The sequence below is a fragment of the Thermomonospora curvata DSM 43183 genome (assembly GCF_000024385.1).
Classification (GTDB): Bacteria; Actinomycetota; Actinomycetes; order Streptosporangiales; family Streptosporangiaceae; genus Thermomonospora; species Thermomonospora curvata.
Window position 1 is genome coordinate 492,682 of the sequence record NC_013510.1, and the last position, 20,606, is coordinate 513,287.

At 71.5% G+C, this 20,606-nt stretch carries 14 protein-coding genes; 8 read left to right on the plus strand and 6 right to left on the minus strand.

Features of this window, described 5'->3' with window-relative positions; translation table 11 throughout:
• Positions 1-11: 11 nt before the first annotated feature.
• The 6 genes from TCUR_RS02125 to TCUR_RS02150 all read right to left on the minus strand — a co-directional run bounded on the left by TCUR_RS02125 (position 12) and on the right by TCUR_RS02150 (position 9,066).
• Entirely contained in the window at positions 12-2,252 is a 2,241-nt protein-coding gene (locus tag TCUR_RS02125) for an ArnT family glycosyltransferase (RefSeq protein ID WP_012850819.1), read from the minus strand.
• A 36-nt stretch (positions 2,253-2,288) separates the two neighbouring features.
• On the minus strand, positions 2,289-4,256 hold the full coding sequence (locus TCUR_RS28225; protein WP_012850820.1) for an ArnT family glycosyltransferase: 1,968 nt from the start codon (positions 4,254-4,256) through the stop codon (positions 2,289-2,291).
• On the minus strand, positions 4,253-5,530 hold the full coding sequence (locus tag TCUR_RS02135) for a bifunctional glycosyltransferase family 2/GtrA family protein (protein ID WP_012850821.1): 1,278 nt from the start codon (positions 5,528-5,530) through the stop codon (positions 4,253-4,255). Before TCUR_RS02135 ends, TCUR_RS28225 begins: the two co-directional genes overlap by 4 nt.
• A gap of 122 nt (positions 5,531-5,652) precedes the next feature.
• A complete protein-coding gene (locus TCUR_RS02140; protein ID WP_012850822.1) occupies positions 5,653-6,885 on the minus strand; it encodes a CaiB/BaiF CoA transferase family protein in 1,233 nt (410 codons plus the stop codon).
• A gap of 1,006 nt (positions 6,886-7,891) precedes the next feature.
• Positions 7,892-8,083 (minus strand): DUF397 domain-containing protein, encoded by a 192-nt coding sequence (locus tag TCUR_RS02145; RefSeq protein WP_012850823.1) that lies wholly within the window; start codon positions 8,081-8,083, stop codon positions 7,892-7,894.
• Positions 8,080-9,066 carry a helix-turn-helix domain-containing protein gene (locus tag TCUR_RS02150; protein ID WP_245536956.1) on the minus strand — a complete coding sequence of 329 codons (987 nt, stop codon included), beginning with the start codon at positions 9,064-9,066 and terminating at the stop codon, positions 8,080-8,082. Before TCUR_RS02150 ends, TCUR_RS02145 begins: the two co-directional genes overlap by 4 nt.
• An 85-nt stretch (positions 9,067-9,151) precedes the next feature.
• On the opposite strand from TCUR_RS02150, the gene TCUR_RS02155 reads away from it, so the two are divergent.
• The 8 genes from TCUR_RS02155 to TCUR_RS02190 all read left to right on the plus strand — a co-directional run bounded on the left by TCUR_RS02155 (position 9,152) and on the right by TCUR_RS02190 (position 20,592).
• Entirely contained in the window at positions 9,152-10,387 is a 1,236-nt protein-coding gene (locus TCUR_RS02155; RefSeq protein ID WP_012850825.1) for a metallophosphoesterase family protein, read from the plus strand.
• Positions 10,387-13,836 (plus strand): YhaN family protein, encoded by a 3,450-nt coding sequence (locus TCUR_RS02160; RefSeq protein WP_012850826.1) that lies wholly within the window; start codon positions 10,387-10,389, stop codon positions 13,834-13,836. The genes TCUR_RS02155 and TCUR_RS02160 overlap by 1 nt, the downstream gene beginning before the upstream one ends.
• A 624-nt stretch (positions 13,837-14,460) precedes the next feature.
• Positions 14,461-14,604, plus strand: a complete 144-nt coding sequence (locus TCUR_RS26840; RefSeq protein ID WP_169312980.1) for a hypothetical protein — start codon at positions 14,461-14,463, stop codon at positions 14,602-14,604.
• Between the two features lie 265 nt (positions 14,605-14,869).
• Positions 14,870-15,805 carry a hypothetical protein gene (locus TCUR_RS02170; RefSeq protein ID WP_012850827.1) on the plus strand — a complete coding sequence of 312 codons (936 nt, stop codon included), beginning with the start codon at positions 14,870-14,872 and terminating at the stop codon, positions 15,803-15,805.
• Between the two features lie 900 nt (positions 15,806-16,705).
• Positions 16,706-17,764 carry an ABC transporter substrate-binding protein gene (locus TCUR_RS02175; protein WP_012850828.1) on the plus strand — a complete coding sequence of 353 codons (1,059 nt, stop codon included), beginning with the start codon at positions 16,706-16,708 and terminating at the stop codon, positions 17,762-17,764.
• On the plus strand, positions 17,761-18,666 hold the full coding sequence (locus tag TCUR_RS02180; protein WP_012850829.1) for an ABC transporter permease: 906 nt from the start codon (positions 17,761-17,763) through the stop codon (positions 18,664-18,666). The genes TCUR_RS02175 and TCUR_RS02180 overlap by 4 nt, the downstream gene beginning before the upstream one ends.
• Positions 18,663-19,490, plus strand: a complete 828-nt coding sequence (locus TCUR_RS02185; RefSeq protein WP_012850830.1) for an ABC transporter permease — start codon at positions 18,663-18,665, stop codon at positions 19,488-19,490. The genes TCUR_RS02180 and TCUR_RS02185 overlap by 4 nt, the downstream gene beginning before the upstream one ends.
• A gap of 1 nt (position 19,491) precedes the next feature.
• On the plus strand, positions 19,492-20,592 hold the full coding sequence (locus TCUR_RS02190) for an ABC transporter ATP-binding protein (protein WP_012850831.1): 1,101 nt from the start codon (positions 19,492-19,494) through the stop codon (positions 20,590-20,592).
• Positions 20,593-20,606 lie beyond the last annotated feature (14 nt).

Below are 20,606 nucleotides of genomic sequence, written 5' to 3' on the forward strand. Positions count from 1 at the left end.
GGGCCGGCCGATCATCGCGCGGCGGTCAGATCGTAGAGCGTTACTCCGTCGATCACCTGGGCGGTGAAGTTCTCCTGCACCCACTCGGCGATCCGCTGGGCGGCGTCGCTGCCGCTGCCCGCCCGGCCCGGCATGCCGCCGCCGATGAAATAGTGGATCTTCTTCTCGCGCACGTACCGCTGGAACTGTTCCAACGTCGGCGCCGGATCGGTGCCGTTGAAACCACCGACCGCCATCACCGGTTTCCCGGTGGCCAGCTGGTAGCCCGCCGCCCGGTTGGACCCCACCGCCGCCGCCACCCATGTGTAGGCGGAGGCATCGGCCTTGAGCAGGGCGGTCAGCTCGGCACTGGGCGTGGACGCGTTCAGCAGACCCCCGGCCCCGCCCATACCGCCGCCGGGACCGAACCCACCGAAACGTGGACCGAACCCGCCGGGCCGCCGGCCCGGCCCGAACCAGCCGAACCCGCCGCCCGGGCCGAATCCGCCGGGCCATCCGCCCGAGCCGTCACCCGGGCTGAGCCCATCGGATCGGCCATCCGAACCGGAATTGCCGGAGTCGTTGTCTGAACCGGACCTGTCGGAACGGCTGCTCGAACCGGGGCCGCCGAGACCAGCGTCCGGACCGGAGCCACCGGTTCGACCGGCTGAGCCGGAGCTGCTCGAACCGTTGCCCGGGCCGAATCCGCCGGGGGCGCTGTTTGGAGCCGGGCGGCGCGCTTGCGGTGGCCGGATGCCGTCGGGGAGGGACGGCGGGCGCCGGAACCGGTCGCCGGGGAAGCCCGGGCCTCGTGACACCTGCGGGCCTGCGATGGGGATCGCCCCCTGGTGCGGGGTGGAGGCCGTCTCCACCGCGTACGCCGCCGGTCCCGCCAGCGACGCCAGGACGGCCAGTGCCGCCCCGCCGCCCAGCAGCCGCGGCGCCGAGCGGCCCGGCGCCATCAGCGCCACCGCCGCGACCCCGGCCGCCACGATCGCCCACCGCAGCCACGGCACGAAATCCGGTGTCCGCTCCAGCAGCGCATACGACCACAGGGCCGTCACCGCGACCGTGCCGGCCAGTACCGCCGTCCCGGCGGGCCGCCGCCACAGCACCCCGGTGCCAAGGCCCACCAGCGCGCCGATCGCCGGGGCCAGCGCCACCGTGTAGTACTCGTGGAAGATCCCCCGCATGTGGCTGAAGACCAGCACGTGCACGGCCAGCCACCCGCCCCACAGCAGCAGCGCCGCCCGCACCGCGTCGGTCCGCGCCCTGCGGCGGGTCGCCCACAGCCCCGCCGCAGGCAGGATCAGCGCCGCCGGCAGCAGCCAGGAGACCTGGCCGCCGATCACCGGGCCGAACATCCGGCCCCAGCCGGCGTCCTGGTCGGTGTTGCCCAGCCCGCCGACCTCATCGCCGTTCAGCCGGCCCAGCCCGTTGTAGCCCAGCGTCAGCTCCAGCACGCTGTTGTGCTGCGAACCGCCGATATAGGGGCGCGAGTCGGCCGGGATCAGCGTGACGATCGCGACCCACCAGCCCGCCGCGACCGCCATCACCGCGCCCGCCGCCAGCAGGTGCCCGATCCGCCGCCGCACCGTCGCCGGCGCCGCCACCAGGTACACCAGGGCGAAGGCCGGGACGACCAGGAACGCCTGCAGCATCTTGGCCAAAAAGCCCAGCCCCACGCAGCCGCCCGCCACCAGCAGCCACCGCAGGCCCCCGGGCTCCAGGGAACGCACCATCGCGTACGCGCCGAGCGTCAGCAGCAGCACCAGCAGCGCATCGGGGTTGTTGAACCGGAACATCAGCGCCGCCACCGGCGTCGTCGCCGGCACCAGCCCCGCCAGCAGCCCGCAGGCCGCCGCCACCTGCGGCCCGGCCTCCGCCGCCAGCGACCGCCGCACCGCCGCGTGCAGCACCCCGACGGCGGCCACCCCCATCAGCGCCTGCGGCACCAGGATGCTCCAGGAGTTCACCCCGAACACCCGGGCCGACAGCGCCATCGGCCACAGCGCCCCCGGCGTCTTGTCCACGGTGATCGCCCCGGCCGCGTCCGAGGCGCCGAAGAAGAACGCCTTCCAGCTGACCGAACCGGCCTGCGCCGCCGCCGAGTAATAGGCGTTGGCCCAGCCCGATGCGCCCAGCCCCCACAGGTAGAGCACGGCGGTGGCCGCCAGCAGCACCAGCAGCCCCGGCCCGGCCCAGCGCGGATCTTCAGGACGTCCCAGCAGCGGCCGCCGCACCGGGCGGGACGGTGAGTCGATCGTCGTCATCGGTTCGCCGACCTTGTCGTTGCGCGTGTTTGTTCGTCAGGCGAGCCGGTACAACTGCCCCGAGCCGCCGAAGGGGTCGCCGTACTCACCGGCGTCCACCGGGGTGGCGTGCTGCCGCACCCACTCCGCCACCTCGGCGCCGCCTCCGCGCCCGCCGAGGAGGATGAAGCGCAGCCTGCCTTCCTTGACGTACCGCTGCAGCTTGGCGACGGTCATCGCCGGGTCGCTCCCGGTGAACCCGCCCATCGCGATCACCGGCGCCCCGGTGCGCAGCATCAGGGACGAGGCCTGCTGGGCGCTGCCCACGGCCACCAGCCAGGTCGCCTTCCCCCGGTTCTGCACCAGGTAGGCCGCCATCGCGTCGCTGACCCGGCCGCCGCCCGGCCCGCCGAACATGCGCCCGCCGAAACCTCCGCCGGGAGGCTGCCCGCCGAACATGCCGCCCCCAGGTCCCCGGCCGCCGCGCGGCACACTCGGCGGAGGACCGCCCGGGCCACGGCCCATGCCGCCGAAACCCGTCGCCGGACCGGCCAGCGGATTGGTGCCGTTGACCGGCGAGCCGGCCGCGTCCACCGCGTACGCCGCCGGACCGGCCAGCCCGGCGACCAGGCCCGCTGCCGTCGCGACCACGGCGGCGCCCCGCGTCCCCCGCCGCAGCGCCACCAGCGCCGCCACCGCGGCCACCGTCGCGGCGGCCACCGCCCAGCGCAGCCAGGGAAGCCACTGCGGGGTGCGCTCCAGCAGCTGAAACGACCACGCCCCGGTCACCGCGACCCCCGCCGGCAGCACCCACGCCCAGGCCGCCGACCGCCGCTGCGCCTCCGCCATGAGCACCACGCCGCCGCCGACCAGTCCGGCGATTCCCGGCGCCATCGCCGTGGTGTAGTACGGGTGGAAACCACCGGCGGAGTAGCTGAACACCACAAAGTGCACCGCCGCCCAGCCGCCGAACAGCAGCACCCCCGCCCGCCGCACATCGGTGCGGGGCCGCCGCCACAACCACACCAGCGCGGCCGCCAGCAGCAGCCCCGCCGGCGGAAGCAGCCAGGAGATCTGCCCGCCCAAGATGTCGTTGAACATCCGGCCGCCGCCCGGCTCGCCGCCGAAGTTGGCGCCGCCCCCGCGGCCGAACCCGCCCGGCCCGTCCCCGCCGAAGATGCGGCCCAGCCCGTTGTAGCCGATCACCAGGTCCCAGGCCGTGTTGTCGGTGCTGCCGCCGATGTAGGGGCGGCGGTCTTCGGGGATCGCATCGACCAGCAGCACCCACCACAGGCTGGAGGCCACCAGCACCGCCCCGGCCGCCAGCAGGTGCGCCACCCGCCGCGGCCACGACGGCCGGGCCGCCACCAGGTACACCAGCGCCAGCGCCGGCACCACCACCCACGCCTGCAGCATCTTGGTGTTGAAGCCGCAGCCGACGAAGAACGCCGCCGCCGACAGCCACCCCAGCCCGGCCCGCCCGCTGCGCGCCTGGACCGCCCGCAGCGTCGCCCACCCGGCCAGCACCATCCACAGCACCAGCAGCGTGTCGGGGTTGTTGTCCCGGTTGATCGCCACCGTGATGGGGGTCAGCGCCAGCACCAGCGCGCTCAGCAGCCCGGCCACCGGCCCGAACGCCCGGCGCGCCGTCGCATGCACCACGCCCACCGCCGCCGTGCCCGCCAGGGCCTGCGGCAGCAGCATGCTCCACGTCCCGAACCCGAGCACCCGCCCCGACAGCGCCATCAGCCACAGCGCCATCGGCGGCTTGTCCACCGTGATGAACGAGCCCGCATCCAGCGACCCGAAGAAGAACGCCTTCCAGTCCTGCGTCCCCGCCTGCACCGCCGCGGCGTAGTACTCGTTGGCGTAGCCGTTGTCCGGCAGCTTCCACACGTGCAGCGCCAGCGACAGCACCAGCACCCCGTACAGGGCGGGCCGGACCCAGCGCGGGTCCTCGGGTCCGCCCCACAGCAGCCGCCTCGCCGCACCGGCGGCCTGGGCGGGGATCGTGGCCGCGCTCACGGCGTCTGCTCCTGCGCATCGATCGACGCCGCATCGACGGGGGTGCTCGTCCCGGACCGGGCGGGGCCGCGCAGCCGCCGCGGGTGGAACACCCAGGCCCGCATGGCCACGAAACGCAGCACGGTCGCCGTGCTGTTGGCGGCGATGAGCGCGGCCGCCTCCAGGGCGCGCGAGGCGTCCGGCACCAGCGCGTGCACCAGGGCCAGCCCGCCGCTGCTGAGCCCCAGCCCCAGCAGGAACACCGCGAAACCCTCCAGGTGGTGGCGGGCCATCCCCTGCCGGCCGCGCACCCCGAAGGTGAAGCGCCGGTTGGCGGCGGTGTTGCCCACCGTGGCCACCACCAGCGAGACCGCGTTGGCGGCCAGCGGCCCCATCACCGTGCGCAGCAGCAGGAACAACACCAGCTGGACGACCGTGCTCACCCCGCCGACCAGGGCGAACCGCGGCAGCTGGCGGGCCATGCCCGGCGGCGGGCCGCTGCGGGCGCGGCCGGGCACCGGGGCGGCGAACCCGCCGGTCAGCATCCGCCGCGCCACCCGGGCCATGCCGCGCAGGTCGTCCAGGGCGGTCCGCCACACCTCCACCCGGCTGTCGGGGTCGTCCACCCAGTCCACCGGCACCTCATGGATCCGCAGCCCGTTGCGCTCGGCCAGCAGCAGCAGTTCGGTGTCGAAGAACCACGCCTCGTCCTCCACCTCGGGCAGCAACGCCCAGGCGATCTCGGTCCGCACCGCCTTGAAGCCGCACTGGGCGTCGGAGAAGCGCGCCGCCAGCGCGGTGCGCAGCAGCAGGTTGTAACAGCGGGAGATCACCTCCCGCTTCACGCCGCGGGCCACCGCCGCCCCCCGGGTCAGCCGGCTGCCGATCGCCAGGTCCGAATGCCCGGAGATCAGCGGCGCCACCAGCGGCAGGAACGCGTCCAGGTCGGTGGACAGGTCCACGTCCATGTAGGCGACGACGTCGGCGTCGCTGCGGCTCCACACGTGCCGCAGCGCCCGTCCCCGCCCTTTCCGGTCCAGGCGCACCGCCGTCACGTGCGGCAGTTCCGCGCACAGCGCCCTGGCGACCCGCCAGGTGCGGTCGGTGCTGGCGTTGTCGGCGATGGTGATCCGGAAACGGTAGGGGAAGGTCGCCGTCAGGTAGCCGTGCAGCCGGCGCACGCTGGCGGCCAGCACGTGCTCTTCGTTGTGGACCGGGATGACCACCTCGACCAGGAACCGGCACCCGGCGTGCCCGGCCGGGGACGGAGGCATCCGCGTGGTCGCCTGACTCATGGCGACCACGGTCGGCGGTGATCCTGGGAGCTCCCTGAGCCCTTCCTGAAAGAATCATGAAAGCCCGTGCCGGAACCGGCCCGGCTCCGGGAGCCGGTTCCCGGCGCCCGGCGGGTCCGGGCTCAGATGACGCCGTCCTCGGCGAGTTCGCGGATGTGCTCTTCGGAGTAGCCCAGCAACCCGCCGTAGACCTCGGCGTTGTGCTCGCCCAGGTCCGGCGCCGGGGTCTCCAGCCGCGCCCGCGCCGCCGAGAACCGGATCGGCACACCGGTCCCGTACAGCTCCCCGGCGTGCTCGTAGCGGGGGTGCGACAGCGGCACGACCTCTTCCCGTTCCAGGACGAGCGGGTCGCGCACGGCCGTCGCCGGGTCGCGCACCGGCGCCGCCGGCACCCCGTGCTCGGTGAGCAGGTCGAGGATCTCCCGCAGCGGACGCGCCGACGACCACTCGGCGACCAGCTCGTGCAGCCGGTCGGCGCGCTCCACCCGCCGGTCCCGGGTGCGGAACTCCTCGATCAGGTCCTCTCGTCCCATCGCCTTCAGCAGGCCGTGGGCGAACCCGTCGGTCGGCGCGCACACCGCGAACCACCCGTCGGCGGCCGGGAAGATCCCGAATGGGGCGAGCCGGGGCATCACCGGCCCGGTGCGCGCCGGCAGCCCGACCGCCTCCAGGGCGTCGAACGGCTCGCAGGCCACCAGCGAGGTCAGCGCCCCCAGCATGGACACGTCCACATGCTGGCCGCGTCCGGTCCGCTCGGCCTGCATCAACGCCGCGAGCGTGCCGACCACCGCAAAAAGCGGGGCGGTCAGGTCGGCCAGCGGCAGCCCCGACCGCACCGGCGGCCCGCCCGGGTCCCCGGAGGTGGCCATCAGCCCGCTGAGCGCCTGCACGATGGTGTCCATCGCCTTGCCGGAGCCCGGACCGCCCTGCGCCCCGAACCCGCTGATCGAGGTGTAGACGATCTTCGGGTTGAGCCGCGCGGCGAAGTCGTAGCCGATGCCGAGCCGGTCGGCGACCCCGGCGCTGAAGTTCTCCACCACCACATCGGCCCGCCGGACCAGATCGCCGAAGACCTCCCGCCCCCTGGGGTGCTTGAGGTTCAGCGTCACGCTCTGCTTGCCCCGCCCCCGCACCAGCATGGACACCGACATGTCCCGCGGGCTGCGCCGCGTCAGCGTCAGCCCGTCCTCGCTCAGATACGGCGCGTTCCCCCGCGCCTGATCGCCCCCGTTCAGCGGGTTCTCCACCTTGATGACCCGCGCCCCCAGCCCGGCCAGCAGGAGGGTCGCATACGGCCCGGCCAGCGCGCTGGTCAGGTCGATGACGACCCTGCCCGCCAGCGGACTGTCGGCCAAGTCGGCCCCCTCCCCCCGGGGACGCCCACCTGCGGTCACGCCCCGCACGATCGGTGACTTTTCGGACGTCACGATAACTGACCCCTTTCGGGCCCCGGCTGCGGGAGGCAGGGGTGGGGCTCAGCGGGGCGGACCTTGGGGCCGGTGCCGTCCCCGGCTGTGAGGTGCCCGCTTTGAGCTGCGAGAACGCCGGGCACAGGTGGGCCAGTGAGATCTTTTCGGAACGCGGCTTCGGCACCGCGCTTTGCGGGCCGTGCCGTCGCGGCGGCACCGGCGCGACGCTGAAGGGAGCACCGGAAGCGGTTCCCGTGGCCGTCCCCGCAGGTGTGCTGTGCGACGGCCTTGCTCATCGCCTGCGAAGACGGCGAGCCGGAAGGGTTCTTTGCCGCACCGGTGCCCTCGGCCGCGCAGGTCCTGCGCTGACGAGAGGTGCCGGTTCTTCTCGACGCGCCGTGCACGCAGACCGGGCGAGCTGCACGGCGGGTCGGGACGATGCGCAGGACGAGAGCCCTGATCTTGGAAACCGCCCTGGGGTTCGGCGTGTCCCAAAACCGCCGAAGACGGTGCGTTCACCGTGGGCGCCGACCGCCGAAGCCGAACCTTTTCTGCACGGTCAAGGCGGTCATTGATCGACGGGACGAAGAATCCAACCGTGGATCAACGCTGAATCACCTCTGTGCCCGCTGAACCGGGCTGCTCGGATTCGAGAGACGGCCGGCCCGCACCGTCACTGGGCGATCGGGCGTGAATCAGGAAGTCGTTGCCGAAGACCTGCGGCATCGGGCGTTGCCGAGACCCCGGCCCTTGAAGCGGTGCGGTGAGAAGACGTATGAGCAGATGAGCGAGCGCCCGGAAACCCCGGACGATCGGTTGCGTGCCGATCTTTCGCCTTCATCGCATGCGGAACGCCTCAGTGAACCTCCCGGCGGCCGTCTGATCGTCTCCTGGCCCATGAATATGCGGACCCCCGGACGAGCCGTCCAGGGGTCGATGCCCGCCGATCGAGTCAGGCGCTGCGGCGGGCGGCCTCGAGCATGCGGGCCAGGCCGTGGCGGCTCACCTGCAGGATGGGGCCGTTGGGGTTCTTGCTGTCGCGGATGCCGACGGCCGTGCCGAGGTCGGCGAGTTCGACGCAGTCATTGCCGGTCGCCGCCGATCGGCTGCTCTTGCGCCACTGTGGTTGTGAAAAGTGTGTCACTCCAGCTCCTTGCGGATGCGGGCGAGGAACTTCGCCGTCTCTTCCGTGGATAGTGCCACACGCGCAATCTGATCGAAACGTCTGCGGCACTCTCGTATACTCGCGACGTCCTCGACGTACCAGCCGCCATTCATTGCTTCGAAATAAGCGACTGATAGGTCGAGGCCGGCTTCAAAGACTTGGAACATGGTCAGGCCACCGCGGCCCTGATCAGGGAAAGCACCGGCTTCGAGCGGTACGATCCGGATCGACACATTCGGCCGTTCAAGGTCACGCAATAGCGCGGTGACCTGCTGTCGCATCACTGGCCGGCCACCCACCATCCTCCGCAGCACCTCTTCGGTGAGCATGACGTCGAGGATGGGCGCGTCGCTGCGTTCGAGCCGGGCGCGGCGCGTTGCACGCGCCTGCACTCTTCGTTCGATTTCAGTGGGGTCGTCGATCTCAGCGGTGATGAGCTCGCGTGTGTAGGCAGGGGCTTGGAGAAGTCCCGGCACAGTTTCCGGTTGCCATATTCGGATGGTTGTGGCGGCGTCCTCAAGCTCGGCGAAGCCGCCGTCAAGCACGTCACCGAACGCGACCCACCAGCCGCGCTTGCGGACGTTGCGTGCGAGCTCTACCAGGGCCAGGCCGAGGGCGCTGTTACGTCCGCCGTAGGCGGCGAGGATCGCCTCAACGTCAGCAACCGTGGGTATCTGCCGGGCAGTTTCGATCTTGGTGAGTTTGCTGCGAGGCCGGCCCAGGTTTCCGGCGGCCACCTCAGCGGTGAGCCCGGCGGCTTCACGCAGCTTACGCAGTTCGGACGCGAGCCGGCGCTGTCGGACGGGTGGCCCGTGTCCTGTGGGCGTCACCGGGCATCCGGCAGCCCATGCGGTCGCTTGGCGAGGCGGTGGGAACCGCTCTCCGCCGTGCGCGTGATGGGCGGCGTTCTCGGTGGACCGGCCTGTTGCGGCCGTCCGGCTCGTATCCTCGGTGGACGTCACGGAAGTCCTCTACTCTCACAAACTGTCCACAGGCTCCGGCCGTCACACCCGTCGCAGCCGCTCCCCCGAGCGAAGGAACCCGCCGGTGAAACTGCTGCACGCCGCAGACCTCCACATCGACAGCCCGCTGCGCGGTCTGGCCTCTTACGAGGGCGCGCCGGCGCAGGAGCTGCGCACCGCTTCGCGGCGGGCACTGGAGAACCTGGTCGAGCTGGCCCGCGCCGAGGATGTGGACGCGGTGCTGCTGGCCGGCGACATCTATGACGGGGACTGGCTGGATTACCAGACCGGGCTGTTCTTCGCCCGGCAGATGTCGGCGCTGGGCAAGGCCGGAATCGACGTCTACTTGATCTCCGGCAACCACGACGCGCAAAGCTCGATCACCCGGCGGCTGCGGCTGCCCGGCAACGTCCGCGTCTTCGACACCGCGCAGCCGCAGACCTTCCGCGACGAACGGCTCGGCCTGGCCGTGCACGGGCAGGGCTTCGCCCGGCGCGAGGTCAAAGACAACCTGGCGGTGCGGTATCCGGCCCCGTTGAGCGGGCTGTTCAACGTCGGCCTGCTGCACACCGCGCTGACCGGACGGGAAGGGCACGAGGAATACGCCCCGTGCAAGGTCGGTGAGCTGCAGGCCAAGGGCTACCAGTACTGGGCGCTGGGCCACGTCCACACCCGTGAAGTGGTCTGCGAAGACCCCTGGATCGTCTTCCCCGGCAACATCCAGGGCAGGCACGCCCGCGAGACCGGCCCCAAGGGCTGCACCCTGGTGACGGTCGACGACCTGCAGGTGACCGGGGTGGAGCACCGGGACCTGGACGTGGCCCGCTGGGAGCACCTGCGGGTGGACGTCACCGGCGCCGAGGACCTGGACGAGGCCGCCACGCTGGTGGCCAAGCGCCTGCGGGACCTGCCGGCGGAGCGGTTGCACGCCGTCCGCGTCAGCCTCACCGGCCGCACCCCCGCCCATCTGGAGCTCAACCGGGAACGGGAACGGCTGGTCAACCAGATCCGCCTCATCGCCACCGACCTGGGCGCGCTCTGGGTGGAAAAAGTGCGGGTGGAGACCCGGCCGCCGGACACCCCGGGCGAAGGGACGGCCGGGCTGCTGGCCGACCTGCAGCGCACCGCGCGGGAGCTGCGCCTGGACCACGGCCGGCTGCACGACCTGGTCGCCCGCAGCGAGCTGCTGCGCAAAGGACTGCCCGCCGACGTCGCCGAGCGGGGCGGCATCGACCCCGGCGACCCGCAGTGGCTGACCCGCATCGCCGAGGAGGCCATGGACCTGCTGGCCGCCATGGTCGCCGAGTCCCGGGAGACCTGATGCGCATCCTGCGCTACGACCTGACCGCCTTCGGGCCCTTCACCGGGCTGTCGCTGGACCTGGCGGCGCCCGGGGTGCACCTGGTGGTCGGCCCCAACGAGGCGGGCAAGTCCACCGCCCGGCACGCGCTCGGCCAGCTGCTGTACGGCATCGACGAGCGCACCCCGTATGACTTCGTGCACGCCAAGCGGGACCTGCGGCTGGGCGCGCTGATCGGCCGCCGCGACGGCGGCACGCTGGAGATCGTCCGGGTCAAATCCCGCAAGGCGCCGCTGCGCACCCCGGACGGCGACCCGATCGACCAGTCCGTGCTCTCGGCCGTCCTCGGCGGGATCGACCGGCAGACCTTCACCGCCGAGTTCGCCCTCAGCAGCACCGAGTTGCGCGAAGGCGGCAAAGCCCTGGTGGCCGGCAAAGGGGAGCTGAGCCAGGCGCTGGCCGCCTCCCGGTCCGGGCTGCGCCTGACCCGCGTCCAGGAGGCCATCAAGGCCCGCATGGAGGAGCTGTACAAGCCGCGCGGCACCAGACCGGCCATCAACACCAAGCTCAGGGAGCTGAAGGAGACCAACGCCCGCAAAAGAAAGGCGTCGCTGCGCCCCGACGACTACCTCGCCCGGGAACGGGAGGTCGAACGGGCCCGGCAGGAACTGGAGCGGCTGAAGAAGGAACTGCTGGATCTTCGTGCCGACCATCTGCGGCTGGAACGGCTCGACCAGGCCCTGCCCCAGCTGAATCGCCGCCGCCATTTGCTGGAAGAACTCGACCGGATCCGCGCCGAGGGCCCACTGGCCCCGCCGGATGCGGCCGAACGCTTCCCGCACCTGATGGAGGAGCTGCGCCAGGCCCGCCGCAGCGAAGAACAGGCCGGGACCCGGATCGAGAACATCGACCGGCAGCTGGCGGAACTGCACGTCGATGAGACGCTGGCGGCGCACGCCGACGCCATCGAGGCCCTCTTGCAGGACATGGGCGCCGCCCAGGAGGCCGCCGAACGGCTGGAGCACCTGGCCGGGAGGGCCGCCGAGCGGCGGGAGGAGGCCGCCGCCCTGCTGGCCCGGGTGCACCCGGACGCCGCCCTCGCCGACGAGCGGCGCTACCGCATCCCCCAGGCCGTCCGGGAGCAGGCCCGGGAACTGGGCGAAAGGCGCACGGCCCTCGACGCGGAGCTGCGGGAGCGGCGGCAGGCCCGCGACGACCGGCACCGCAAGCTGCAGCAGGCCCGGCGGCGCCTGGCCGGGCTGCCGCCCGTCCCCGACGACCGGCCGTTGCGCTCGGCCCTGGACGCCGTCCCCGACGACCTGCTCCACCGCCTGACCACCACCGCCGCAGAGGTCAACCGGCACCGCAACCGGGCGGCCGCGATCCGGGAGCGGCTGGGGCTGCCCGAGGACGGGGCCGTGGCCGTCCCCTCCCGCGAGCAGGTCGATGCCCACCGGCAGGAGGCCGACCGGATCGCAAACGACCGGCGCAACCTCGCCGACCGCATCGCCGAGCTGACCGAACGCCTGGAAGAACAGCGGCTGGAACTGGAGGGCCTGCGCGCCCACGACCCGCCGCCCACCCCCGAGGACCTGGCCGCGGCCCGCGCCCGGCGCGATGAGCTTTGGGACGGCCTCCCCGGCACCGAGTCGGAGTACCTGCGGGCCGTCCGCCACGCCGACGAGATCGCCGACCGGATGTTCCGGGAGGCCGAACGGGTCAACCGGCTCCGCGAGACGCGCCTGGCGATCGAACGGGACGAGCGGAGACTGGCCCGCCTCCAGGCCGACCACGACGCCCTGGCCTCCCGGGAAGCGGAGCTGGAGGCCGCCTGGCGGCGCCTGTGGGAGGGCTACGCCGGCCCCGTCCCCCCGCCCGAGGCCGCCGCGGACGCCTTGGAGGAGGTGCGGCGGCTGCAGGAGACGCAGCGGGAGGGGGACGACGCCGCAGCCCTCTTCGAGGCGCTCGCCGACCGGGCCGCCCGCCACGCGGCCCGGCTGCGGGACCTGCTCGACCATCCCGCCGGCTCCGACGACCCCTGGACCGAGCTGCCGGAACTGCAACGGCTCGGCCGGCAGCGGCTGGAGGAGTGGCAGGAGACGGCCGCCGCCTGCGCCGCCGCCGAGGAGAAGGTCGCCGCCGAAGAGCACGAGCTGGAAGAGGCCGAGGCCGCCTGCGCCCACTGCGAGCGGCGGCTGGAGGAGTGGCGGGAACGCTGGAAGCGTCTGCTCGGCGAGGCCGGGCTGCCCGCCGGCCGCGAGCCCGTCGGCGCGCTGGCCGACCTGGACCTGCTGGCCAGGGCCGAAGAGGCGCTGGCCGACGCCGACCGGATCGACCGGGAGGCGCAGGAGGCCGAACGGAAGGTCGCGCGCTTCCACGAAGAACTGACCCGCCTGGCCGACCGGTGCGGCAGGGAGGTCCCCGCCGACCCGGCCGAGCGCCGCCTGCTGGTCCGCGCCCTCCACCAGGACGCCAAGGACAACCGGGACCGCGCCGCAGAACGCGACCGGCTGCGGCGGGACCGGGAGGAGCACCGCGCAGAACGCGACCAGGCCGCCCAGGCCGTGGCGCTGCTCCAGGCCGAGCTGGAAGAACTGATGCGCGCCACCGGGGCCTGTTCGGTGGAGGAACTGGACGCCGCCGTCCGCCGCCGCGACCGCCACACCGAGCAGGAGCGCAAGCTCAAGGAGCTCACCGAGACCATCGTCTGCGGCCCCCACTCCCTGGAGGAGCTCATGGCGGAGGCCGCGGAGACCGACCCCGTCCGGCTCCGGGCCGACCTGGAGGAGCTGTCGGGACGCATCGAGGAACTGGAGAGCCTGCGCACCCGGCTCCAGGACACCTTCACCCGCAGCAAGGCCGAGCTGGACCGGCTGGACGGCTCCGCCGAGGCGGCCCAGGCCGCGGCCGAGGCCGAGACGCTGGGCGCCGCCCTGGTCGAGGAGGCCGAAGAGTACCTGCGGCTGGAGATCGCCCACGCGATCCTGCTGGAGTGCGCCGAAACCTACCGCAGCGCCCAGCAGGACCCGGTGCTGGAACGGGCCGGGCACCTGTTCGGCGAGCTGACCCGCGGCCGTTTCAGCGGCGTCGAACTCGACCCGGACGAAGACCCTCCGGTCATCGTGGCCCGCCGCAGCGGCGGTGAGCTGCTGCGCGTCCACCAGCTCAGCGAGGCCACCGCCGACCAGCTCTACCTGGCGCTGCGCCTGGCCTCCCTGGAACGCTACGCGCAAGAGGACCGGGCCCTGCCGTTCACGGTCGACGACATCTTCATGACCTTCGACGACGCCCGCACCCGTGCCGCCCTGCGGGTGCTGGACGGCATGGCCGACCGCTTCCAGGTGATCGTGTTCACCCACCACGAGCACCTCGCCGCCCTCGCCCGCCAGGCCCTGCCGCCCGGCCGCGTCCACGTCCACACCCTGCCGGAGTACCGGCCCGGGGAGCTCGCACCGGCGGCGGGGGCCTGAGGCCTTCCCGCCGCGCCGGGACGAAACGGGCCCGGCCGTCGGGGTGCCGTGCGACCCCGCGGCGTCCGGCGGGAACACCGGGCGGCAAAGGCGGCTTCGGCTCACCGAACCGCAGACGGATGTGCTCTTCGCCCCCGGGCCGCCGCGCCACGGCGGGCCCGACCAGCAGGGTCAGCGCCGGGCCGGGCGCGGTGAGCAGATCCCGCGCGGCGCTCGCCACCTCTTCGTCGACCACCCGGCTCATCAGCCAGAACGCGACCGCTCCGGACGGGAAGAGGGCGGCGAAGAACAGCAGCGGCGCATCCCGCCACAGGCTTCCGGCGTGCACGCCGAACGGCCCTGCCTTTGCCGCGACGGCCTTCCCCGGTGGTCGCCGCCTGTGTGCGCGATCTCGGCCGAGTGCCGCTTCCCCTGCGCGTCGGTCCACGATCCATGGCACGTCCAGCCGGAACGCGAGTGCGAGCATCTTTCGATCGTCACGCGCACCTCCTGGCCCAGGAGGTGGGTGTGGACCGCCGTCCCCGCCCACAGGAAGGGAACGGCCAGGAGGATGCCCCTCCGGCGCAGGGCCGACCCGATCAACCGGCCGGGGGCCGCCGCGTAAGGGCGGGGTCGATGTCACGCATGAACACCATGGTCGAAAAGCGCGGTGCGCTTGGGAAGACCGCCGGTGACGGCCGTTTGCCCAAAGCCGTGGGCCGTCGCCGTTCCGGCATGCCGTTCTGGCAGGTCAAAACGGGTTCACCGCAGCCGGAGAAAACGCCGTGAGCTGGAGATACGCCATCCAGGGCGCTGCGTGCCGAAGCAGGAGCCATATCTTGAAGAAGACCTGGTCTCGATGAGATGCCGATATGTGCCGGGAAGTTCGGATTCAGGGGTTCCCGGCCGCGCGTCCCCTCAAGTTAAGGGATACATCCCCTCATGTTCGGGGTGGTTTCCCGATGTGCCCCCCATGTACCGATCTGCACCCTGGGGTGCGAACACAGCAGATCGGCACGGGGTTTTCCGCCCCGGAAAAGACGAAGGAAGAACCATGAGGGGGAAGACGATCCGCTCTCTTGCGGTGGCGGCGCTGGGCCTGGGGGGCCTGGCGGCACTGGCCGGCACCGCCGAGGCGGCCCGGGCCGGTGCCCTGGCGGCACCGAAGATCACCGGGGTGGTGCGGGTGCCGGCCGAGTCGGCCGATCCGGAGTCGGACAAGAAGACCGCCGTGGCCACCTGCCCGGCGGGTAAGCGCGTCATCAGCGGCGGCGGCTGGGTGAGCGCGGAGCAGAGCGGGGACGTCGCGAAGCTCGCGCTGATCGAGCTGAGGCCCTTCTACAGCTCTCAGGTCGGGTCGAGCGGGTACCACGCCTCCGCCGTGGAGACCTCGGTCGTGCCCAGCGCCAAGTGGAAGGTCCACGCATACGCGGTGTGCGCCGACATCTCCTCGCTGAAGGGCTGGGACCTCAGGCTCGACTACACCGACACGACCGACCGGCCCAAGCACAGCAAGGAGGTCGGCTGCGCGGATCCCGCCAAGCAGCGGGTGGTCGGCACGGGCGCCGTGGCCGTGACCGCCCGGGGGCAAGAGGACAAGGTCACCCTGCAGATCGCGCGGCCCTCGGCGAACGGCGACATCGCCCGGGCCCAGTCGCAGAAGGTCGACCCCGCCTACACCGGCCTTCACCGGCTGGACGTTTACGCGATCTGCGTGGACAAGCCCCAGGGCTACGAGGTGAAGGTCGCCCCGTCCCCGCAGAAGGACTCTGAGAGCATCAAGGTCGCTTCGGCGAACTGCAGCAGCGGCCGGCGGCCGCTGGGCGCCGGCGGCGGGATCTCCAACGTCGCCCCGCCCCACATCTCGCTCAAGCGGATCATCCCGAGCAACCCCGACGAGGGCTACGCGCAGGTGATCGCGGGTGAGCACACCCCGACCAACGCGAACTGGGACTTCATCACCGCCTACGCCATCTGCGCCGCCAAGTGAACCCCGTCCCGGGCCAGTGGCTCATGACCTGACCCGGTGAAACGGCCACCGGGCCCTTCCCGGCAGTCCACGAGGACGACCGGGTACGGGCCCGGTGGCCTCCTGTTTTCATGGCGTGATCCCCGCCGTGCCGGCTCAGGCGAAGCGCCGTCTCCGCCGCGCCCACGGCCTTTCGTTCCAGGACGGGTCCCTGACCTTGACTGGGGACCTGTCTGCAAGACCTGAGACACATTACGTCTCGGCTCTCAAGAAGCCGGGTGGCCTTCCTGCGGGCGCTTTCGAGCCGCAGACCTCAACCATGGTCGAGGTCGACTTTCCGGAACCGGGATCGCGACGGTGCCCACCGCACATGCCGGCCTCCCGGATGAGCGGTGGAAGCGCGCATCGTGCAGAGATGATGTGAACCTTTTTCAATCCATTGCTCCGAAACCTCGGGCAAGAGCCCTGGACAACGAATAGAACCTTTTTCAGTGCCCGGCCTTCGGCGCCGAGGACGAGTTCCGGCGGCGCCCGGTTCCGCGCCGTCCCGGCTCGCCGCATCGCTCCTGGCGACGCCCTTTCGGCCTCGAAAGACGGGCGGCCCCGCGCCGGACCGTGGTGTCTCCACATGACGCCGGGGCGAGATCCGCAGGCGCCGGTCCTGCCCGGTCGGCCGGCCGCCGGCGGCCCCACGTCCGGAGCCGCCGCCCGGCCGTCCGGGCCGGGGAGCCGCCCGCCCCGGACGGCCCTCCCAGAGCCCTCCAGCCCCGATGGGATCGGCCTTGGAGAGCTGTGAGCTGGGGCGATGCGGGAGGACTTCGGCAAAGAAGTCGCTGGTGACCCCCTTGACATCGGACGTGTCATACGTCACGGTGTACGCACTTAACTGACGCATCAGTCAAAGAACTGGCGGGAGGGTCGATGAAGACCAAGTTGCTGGCCATCGCCTCGGTGACGGGTCTGGCCGTCGCACTCAGCGGCTGCGGCGGCGGTGACTCGGGCGGGTCCGACTCGACGCTCACGGTGACCATGTGGGGCGGCGCTGCACAGAAGGCCCACGTCGACTCCTACTTCACCCCGTGGGCCGAGGCCAACGGCGTCACCATCAAGCAGGACTCGCCGACCGACTACGCCAAGATCAAGGCGCAGGTGGAGGCGGGCAAGGTCACCTGGGGCCTCACCGAGGTGGAGCCGAACTTCGCCAACACCGCCTGCGAGTCGGGCCTGCTGGAGAAGCTCCCGCAGGACATCATCGACAAGGCCAAGGCCTCGGGCGTCGCCGAAGAGCAGATCGGCGAGTGCGCCATCCCGATCCTGCAGTACTCCTTCACGATCGCCTACAACACCAAGACCTTCTCCGGCGATCACCCCAAGACCTGGGCCGAGTTCTTCGACACCCGGCGCTTCCCCGGCAAGCGGGGCTTTTGGAAGTACGCCACCGGCGGCATGTTCGAGGCCGCGCTGCTGGCCGACGGCGTCAAGCCCGACGAGCTCTACCCGCTCGACATCGACCGGGCCTTCAAGAAGCTGGAGACGATCAAAAAGGACATCGTCTTCTACGACACCGGCGACCAGATGACCCAGATGCTGGCCAGCGGCGAAGCCCCGCTGGTGCAGGCCTGGAGCGGCCGGATCTACCAGGCCCGGCAGGAAGGGGAGAAGGTCGCCAACGAGTGGAACGAGAACCTGGTCTCCTACGACCAGATCGCCGTTCCCAAGGGCTACCCGAACAAGGAACTGGCCTTCCAGTGGATGCGCTGGTTCCTGGACAACCCCAAGGCCCAGGCCGCCGATGCCGACGCCTCGATCTACGGCCCGGCCAGTGAGAACGCCCTCCAGTACGTCTCCGCCGACGTCCGCAAGGAACTGCCCGGCCACCCGGCCAACGCCGAGAAGGCCATCGGCCTGGTGAACTACGACTACTGGGCCGAGCACTACGACAGCGTCACCGAGCGTCTGAACGCCTGGATCGCCCAATGACCACTGTGGCCACCGATTCGTCGATGGACACGATGCAGGGCCGGCCCCGCCCGTTGCGGCTGCCCCAATGGCTGCGCTTCGACGGGTGGGGCGCCCTGGTCCTGCCGCTGCTGCTGTTCCTGATCCTGATCTTCGTGGCGCCGCTGGTCGTCATGCTGTCCCGCAGCCTGACGGACCCGAGCCTCGGGCTGCAGAACTACCGCGACCTGTTCGCCAACTCCGTCTACCTGCGGGTGCTGGGCAACACGTTCCTCATCGCGACGATCGTCACGGCGGTGACGCTGGCGCTGGCCTACCCGTACGCCTACCTGATGACGCTCGTCGGCCCCACCTGGCGGATGATCATGCTGGGGCTGGTGCTGGTGCCGTTTTGGACCAGCATCCTGGTGCGCAGCTTCGCCCTCGTGCTGTTCCTGCGGGACACCGGCGCCTTCAACGCCACCCTCCAGTCGCTCGGCGTCATCGACGAGCCGATCCCGCTGATCCGCACACTCCCCGGCGTGGTGTTCGGCATGGTCCAGGTCGCGCTGCCGTTCGCGGTGCTGCCCATCTTCGCGACCATGCAGAACATCGACCGGCGGCTGCTGCTGGCGGCCGAGTCGTTGGGCGCCCGGCCCTCCGGCGCCTTCTGGCGGATCTTCGTCCCGCTCAGCGCGCCCGGCGTCGCGGCGGGACTGCTGCTGACCTTCATCCAGGCGCTCGGGTACTACATCACCCCGGCGCTGCTCGGCGGCCCGAAGAACATGATGATCGGCGAGCTGATCGTGCAGCAGGTCAGCAGCGTGCTCCGCTTCGGCTTCGCCGCCGCCCTGGCGACCCTGCTCCTGGTGACCACCCTCCTGCTGCTTTTGGTGGCGAGCAGGTTCGTGGACCTTCAAAAACACCTGATGCGGCAGACATGACCAAGATCCTCACCCGTACCGGGCTGGCCGTCCTCGCCGCCCTGATCGGCGTCTACCTCATCCTGCCGATCCTCATCGTCGTCCCGATGTCCTTCTCCGACAGCTCCTTCCTGTCGTTCCCGCCGGAGAAGCTGTCGCTGCGGTGGTTCCGCAACCTCGTCGACGACCCGGTCTGGCTGGAGTCGGCCTGGGCGAGCCTGAAGGTGGCGCTGGCGTCGTCGGTGTGCTCGGTGGTGCTGGGCGTGCTGGCCGCTCTCGCCCTGGTGCGCGGACGCATCCCGTTCCGCAACACGATCATCGCGGTGCTGCTGGCCCCGCTCATCGTGCCCTACGTCATCATCGGCCTGGCCGCCTACATCGCCTTCCTCCAGCTCGGCCTCACCCAGACCACGCTCGGCTTCGTGCTGGTCCACACCTGCCTGGCCGTCCCCTATGTCGTCATCAACGTGGTGGCGGGGCTGGTCGCGGTGGACCGGAGGCTGGAGATGGCCGCGATGAGCCTGGGCGCGGGCCCGGTCACCACCTTCTTCCAGGTGACCCTCCCGCTCATCCTGCCCAGCGTGCTGGCCGGCGGGCTGTTCGCCTTCTTCACCAGCTGGGACGAGGTGGTGACCGCGATCTTCCTGTCCGGCCCGGAGGTGACGACGCTGCCGGTGCAGATGTGGTCGGGCATCCGGGTCCAGATCGACCCCACCGTCGCGGCCATCTCCACGCTGGTGCTGCTGGTCGTCTTCGGCTCGTTCCTCATCCTCGGCCTGACCCGGCTGATCCGCCGCCTCGCCCGCCGCCGGGTGACGGGTCCCGCAACGAACACAGGTGCATGACATGACCGCAACGCTCCAGACAGCCTCTCCCCGGAAGTCGACCGGAGCGTCGATCTCCATCGACGCGGTGAGCAAGAAGTACGGCGACAACACCGTGCTCGAGGCGGTCGACCTCGACATCCGGGCGGGGGAGTTCCTCACCCTGCTCGGCGCCTCCGGCTCGGGCAAGTCCACCCTGCTGAACATCATCGCCGGCTTCATCCGGCCCAACTCCGGAACCGTCAAGGTGGACGGCCGGGACATCACCTCGCTGCCGCCCCACAAGCGCGGTTTCGGGATGGTGTTCCAGCACTACGCGCTCTTCCCGCACATGTCGGTCGCCGACAATGTCGCCTTCCCGCTCAAGCGGCAGAAGGTCGCAAAAAACGAGATCCGCACCAGGGTCGCCGAGGCCCTGGAAATGGTCGAGCTCGGCCATCTCGGCAACCGGCGGCCTGCGGAGCTTTCCGGCGGCCAGCAGCAGCGGGTGGCGCTCGCCCGGGCCATCGTCTTCCGCCCCCGCGTGCTGCTCATGGACGAGCCGCTGGGCGCCCTGGACAAGCTGCTGCGCGAGCAGCTCCAGCTGGAGATCCGGCGGCTCCACCAGGAAATGGGCATCACCTTCGTGTTCGTGACGCACGACCAGGACGAGGCGCTGATGATGTCCGACCGCATCGCCCTGCTGCGGAACGGGCGCATCGTCCAGCTCGGCACGCCCGAGCAGCTTTACGCCGAGCCGAACTGCCGCTACAGCGCGGAATTCGTCGGCGCCTCGAACATCTTCACCGGAACGATCCAGGCAAACGGCTTCATCGACGACGCCGACGGTCAGCACTACCGGATTCCCGAAGGCGCCGACCGCGACGGCAGGTCGCTCATGATCCGCCCCGAGCGCCTCCACATCGCCACCGAGACCGCCTTCGTCCCCGAGAGCATGAACCGGGTCGAGGCGATCGTGGAGGACTGCATCTACCTCGGCAGCAGCCGCACCGTGCAGCTGCGCACCCCCGCGGGCCGGCGGCTGCTGGCGCGCACCGACGTCCCCCGCGTCCCGGACGGGGTCGTCCCCGGCGCCCGGGTGTACGCCTACTGGGACGTTCACGACTCCCGCGTCCTCGACTGACCTGGAAGGACTCA

What these genes read in the sequence shown, in the direction of transcription:
- TCUR_RS02160 (WP_012850826.1), top strand. Translation starts at nt 10,387, where the DNA reads ATGCGCATCCTGCGCTACGACCTGACCGCCTTCGGGCCCTTCACCGGG.
- TCUR_RS02190 (WP_012850831.1), top strand. Translation starts at nt 19,492, where the DNA reads ATGACCGCAACGCTCCAGACAGCCTCTCCCCGGAAGTCGACCGGAGCG.
- TCUR_RS02180 (WP_012850829.1), top strand. Translation starts at nt 17,761, where the DNA reads ATGACCACTGTGGCCACCGATTCGTCGATGGACACGATGCAGGGCCGG.
- TCUR_RS02175 (WP_012850828.1), top strand. Translation starts at nt 16,706, where the DNA reads ATGAAGACCAAGTTGCTGGCCATCGCCTCGGTGACGGGTCTGGCCGTC.
- TCUR_RS02135 (WP_012850821.1), bottom strand. Translation starts at nt 5,530, where the DNA reads ATGAGTCAGGCGACCACGCGGATGCCTCCGTCCCCGGCCGGGCACGCC.
- TCUR_RS02185 (WP_012850830.1), top strand. Translation starts at nt 18,663, where the DNA reads ATGACCAAGATCCTCACCCGTACCGGGCTGGCCGTCCTCGCCGCCCTG.
- TCUR_RS02170 (WP_012850827.1), top strand. Translation starts at nt 14,870, where the DNA reads ATGAGGGGGAAGACGATCCGCTCTCTTGCGGTGGCGGCGCTGGGCCTG.
- TCUR_RS26840 (WP_169312980.1), top strand. Translation starts at nt 14,461, where the DNA reads ATGAACACCATGGTCGAAAAGCGCGGTGCGCTTGGGAAGACCGCCGGT.
- TCUR_RS02125 (WP_012850819.1), bottom strand. Translation starts at nt 2,252, where the DNA reads ATGACGACGATCGACTCACCGTCCCGCCCGGTGCGGCGGCCGCTGCTG.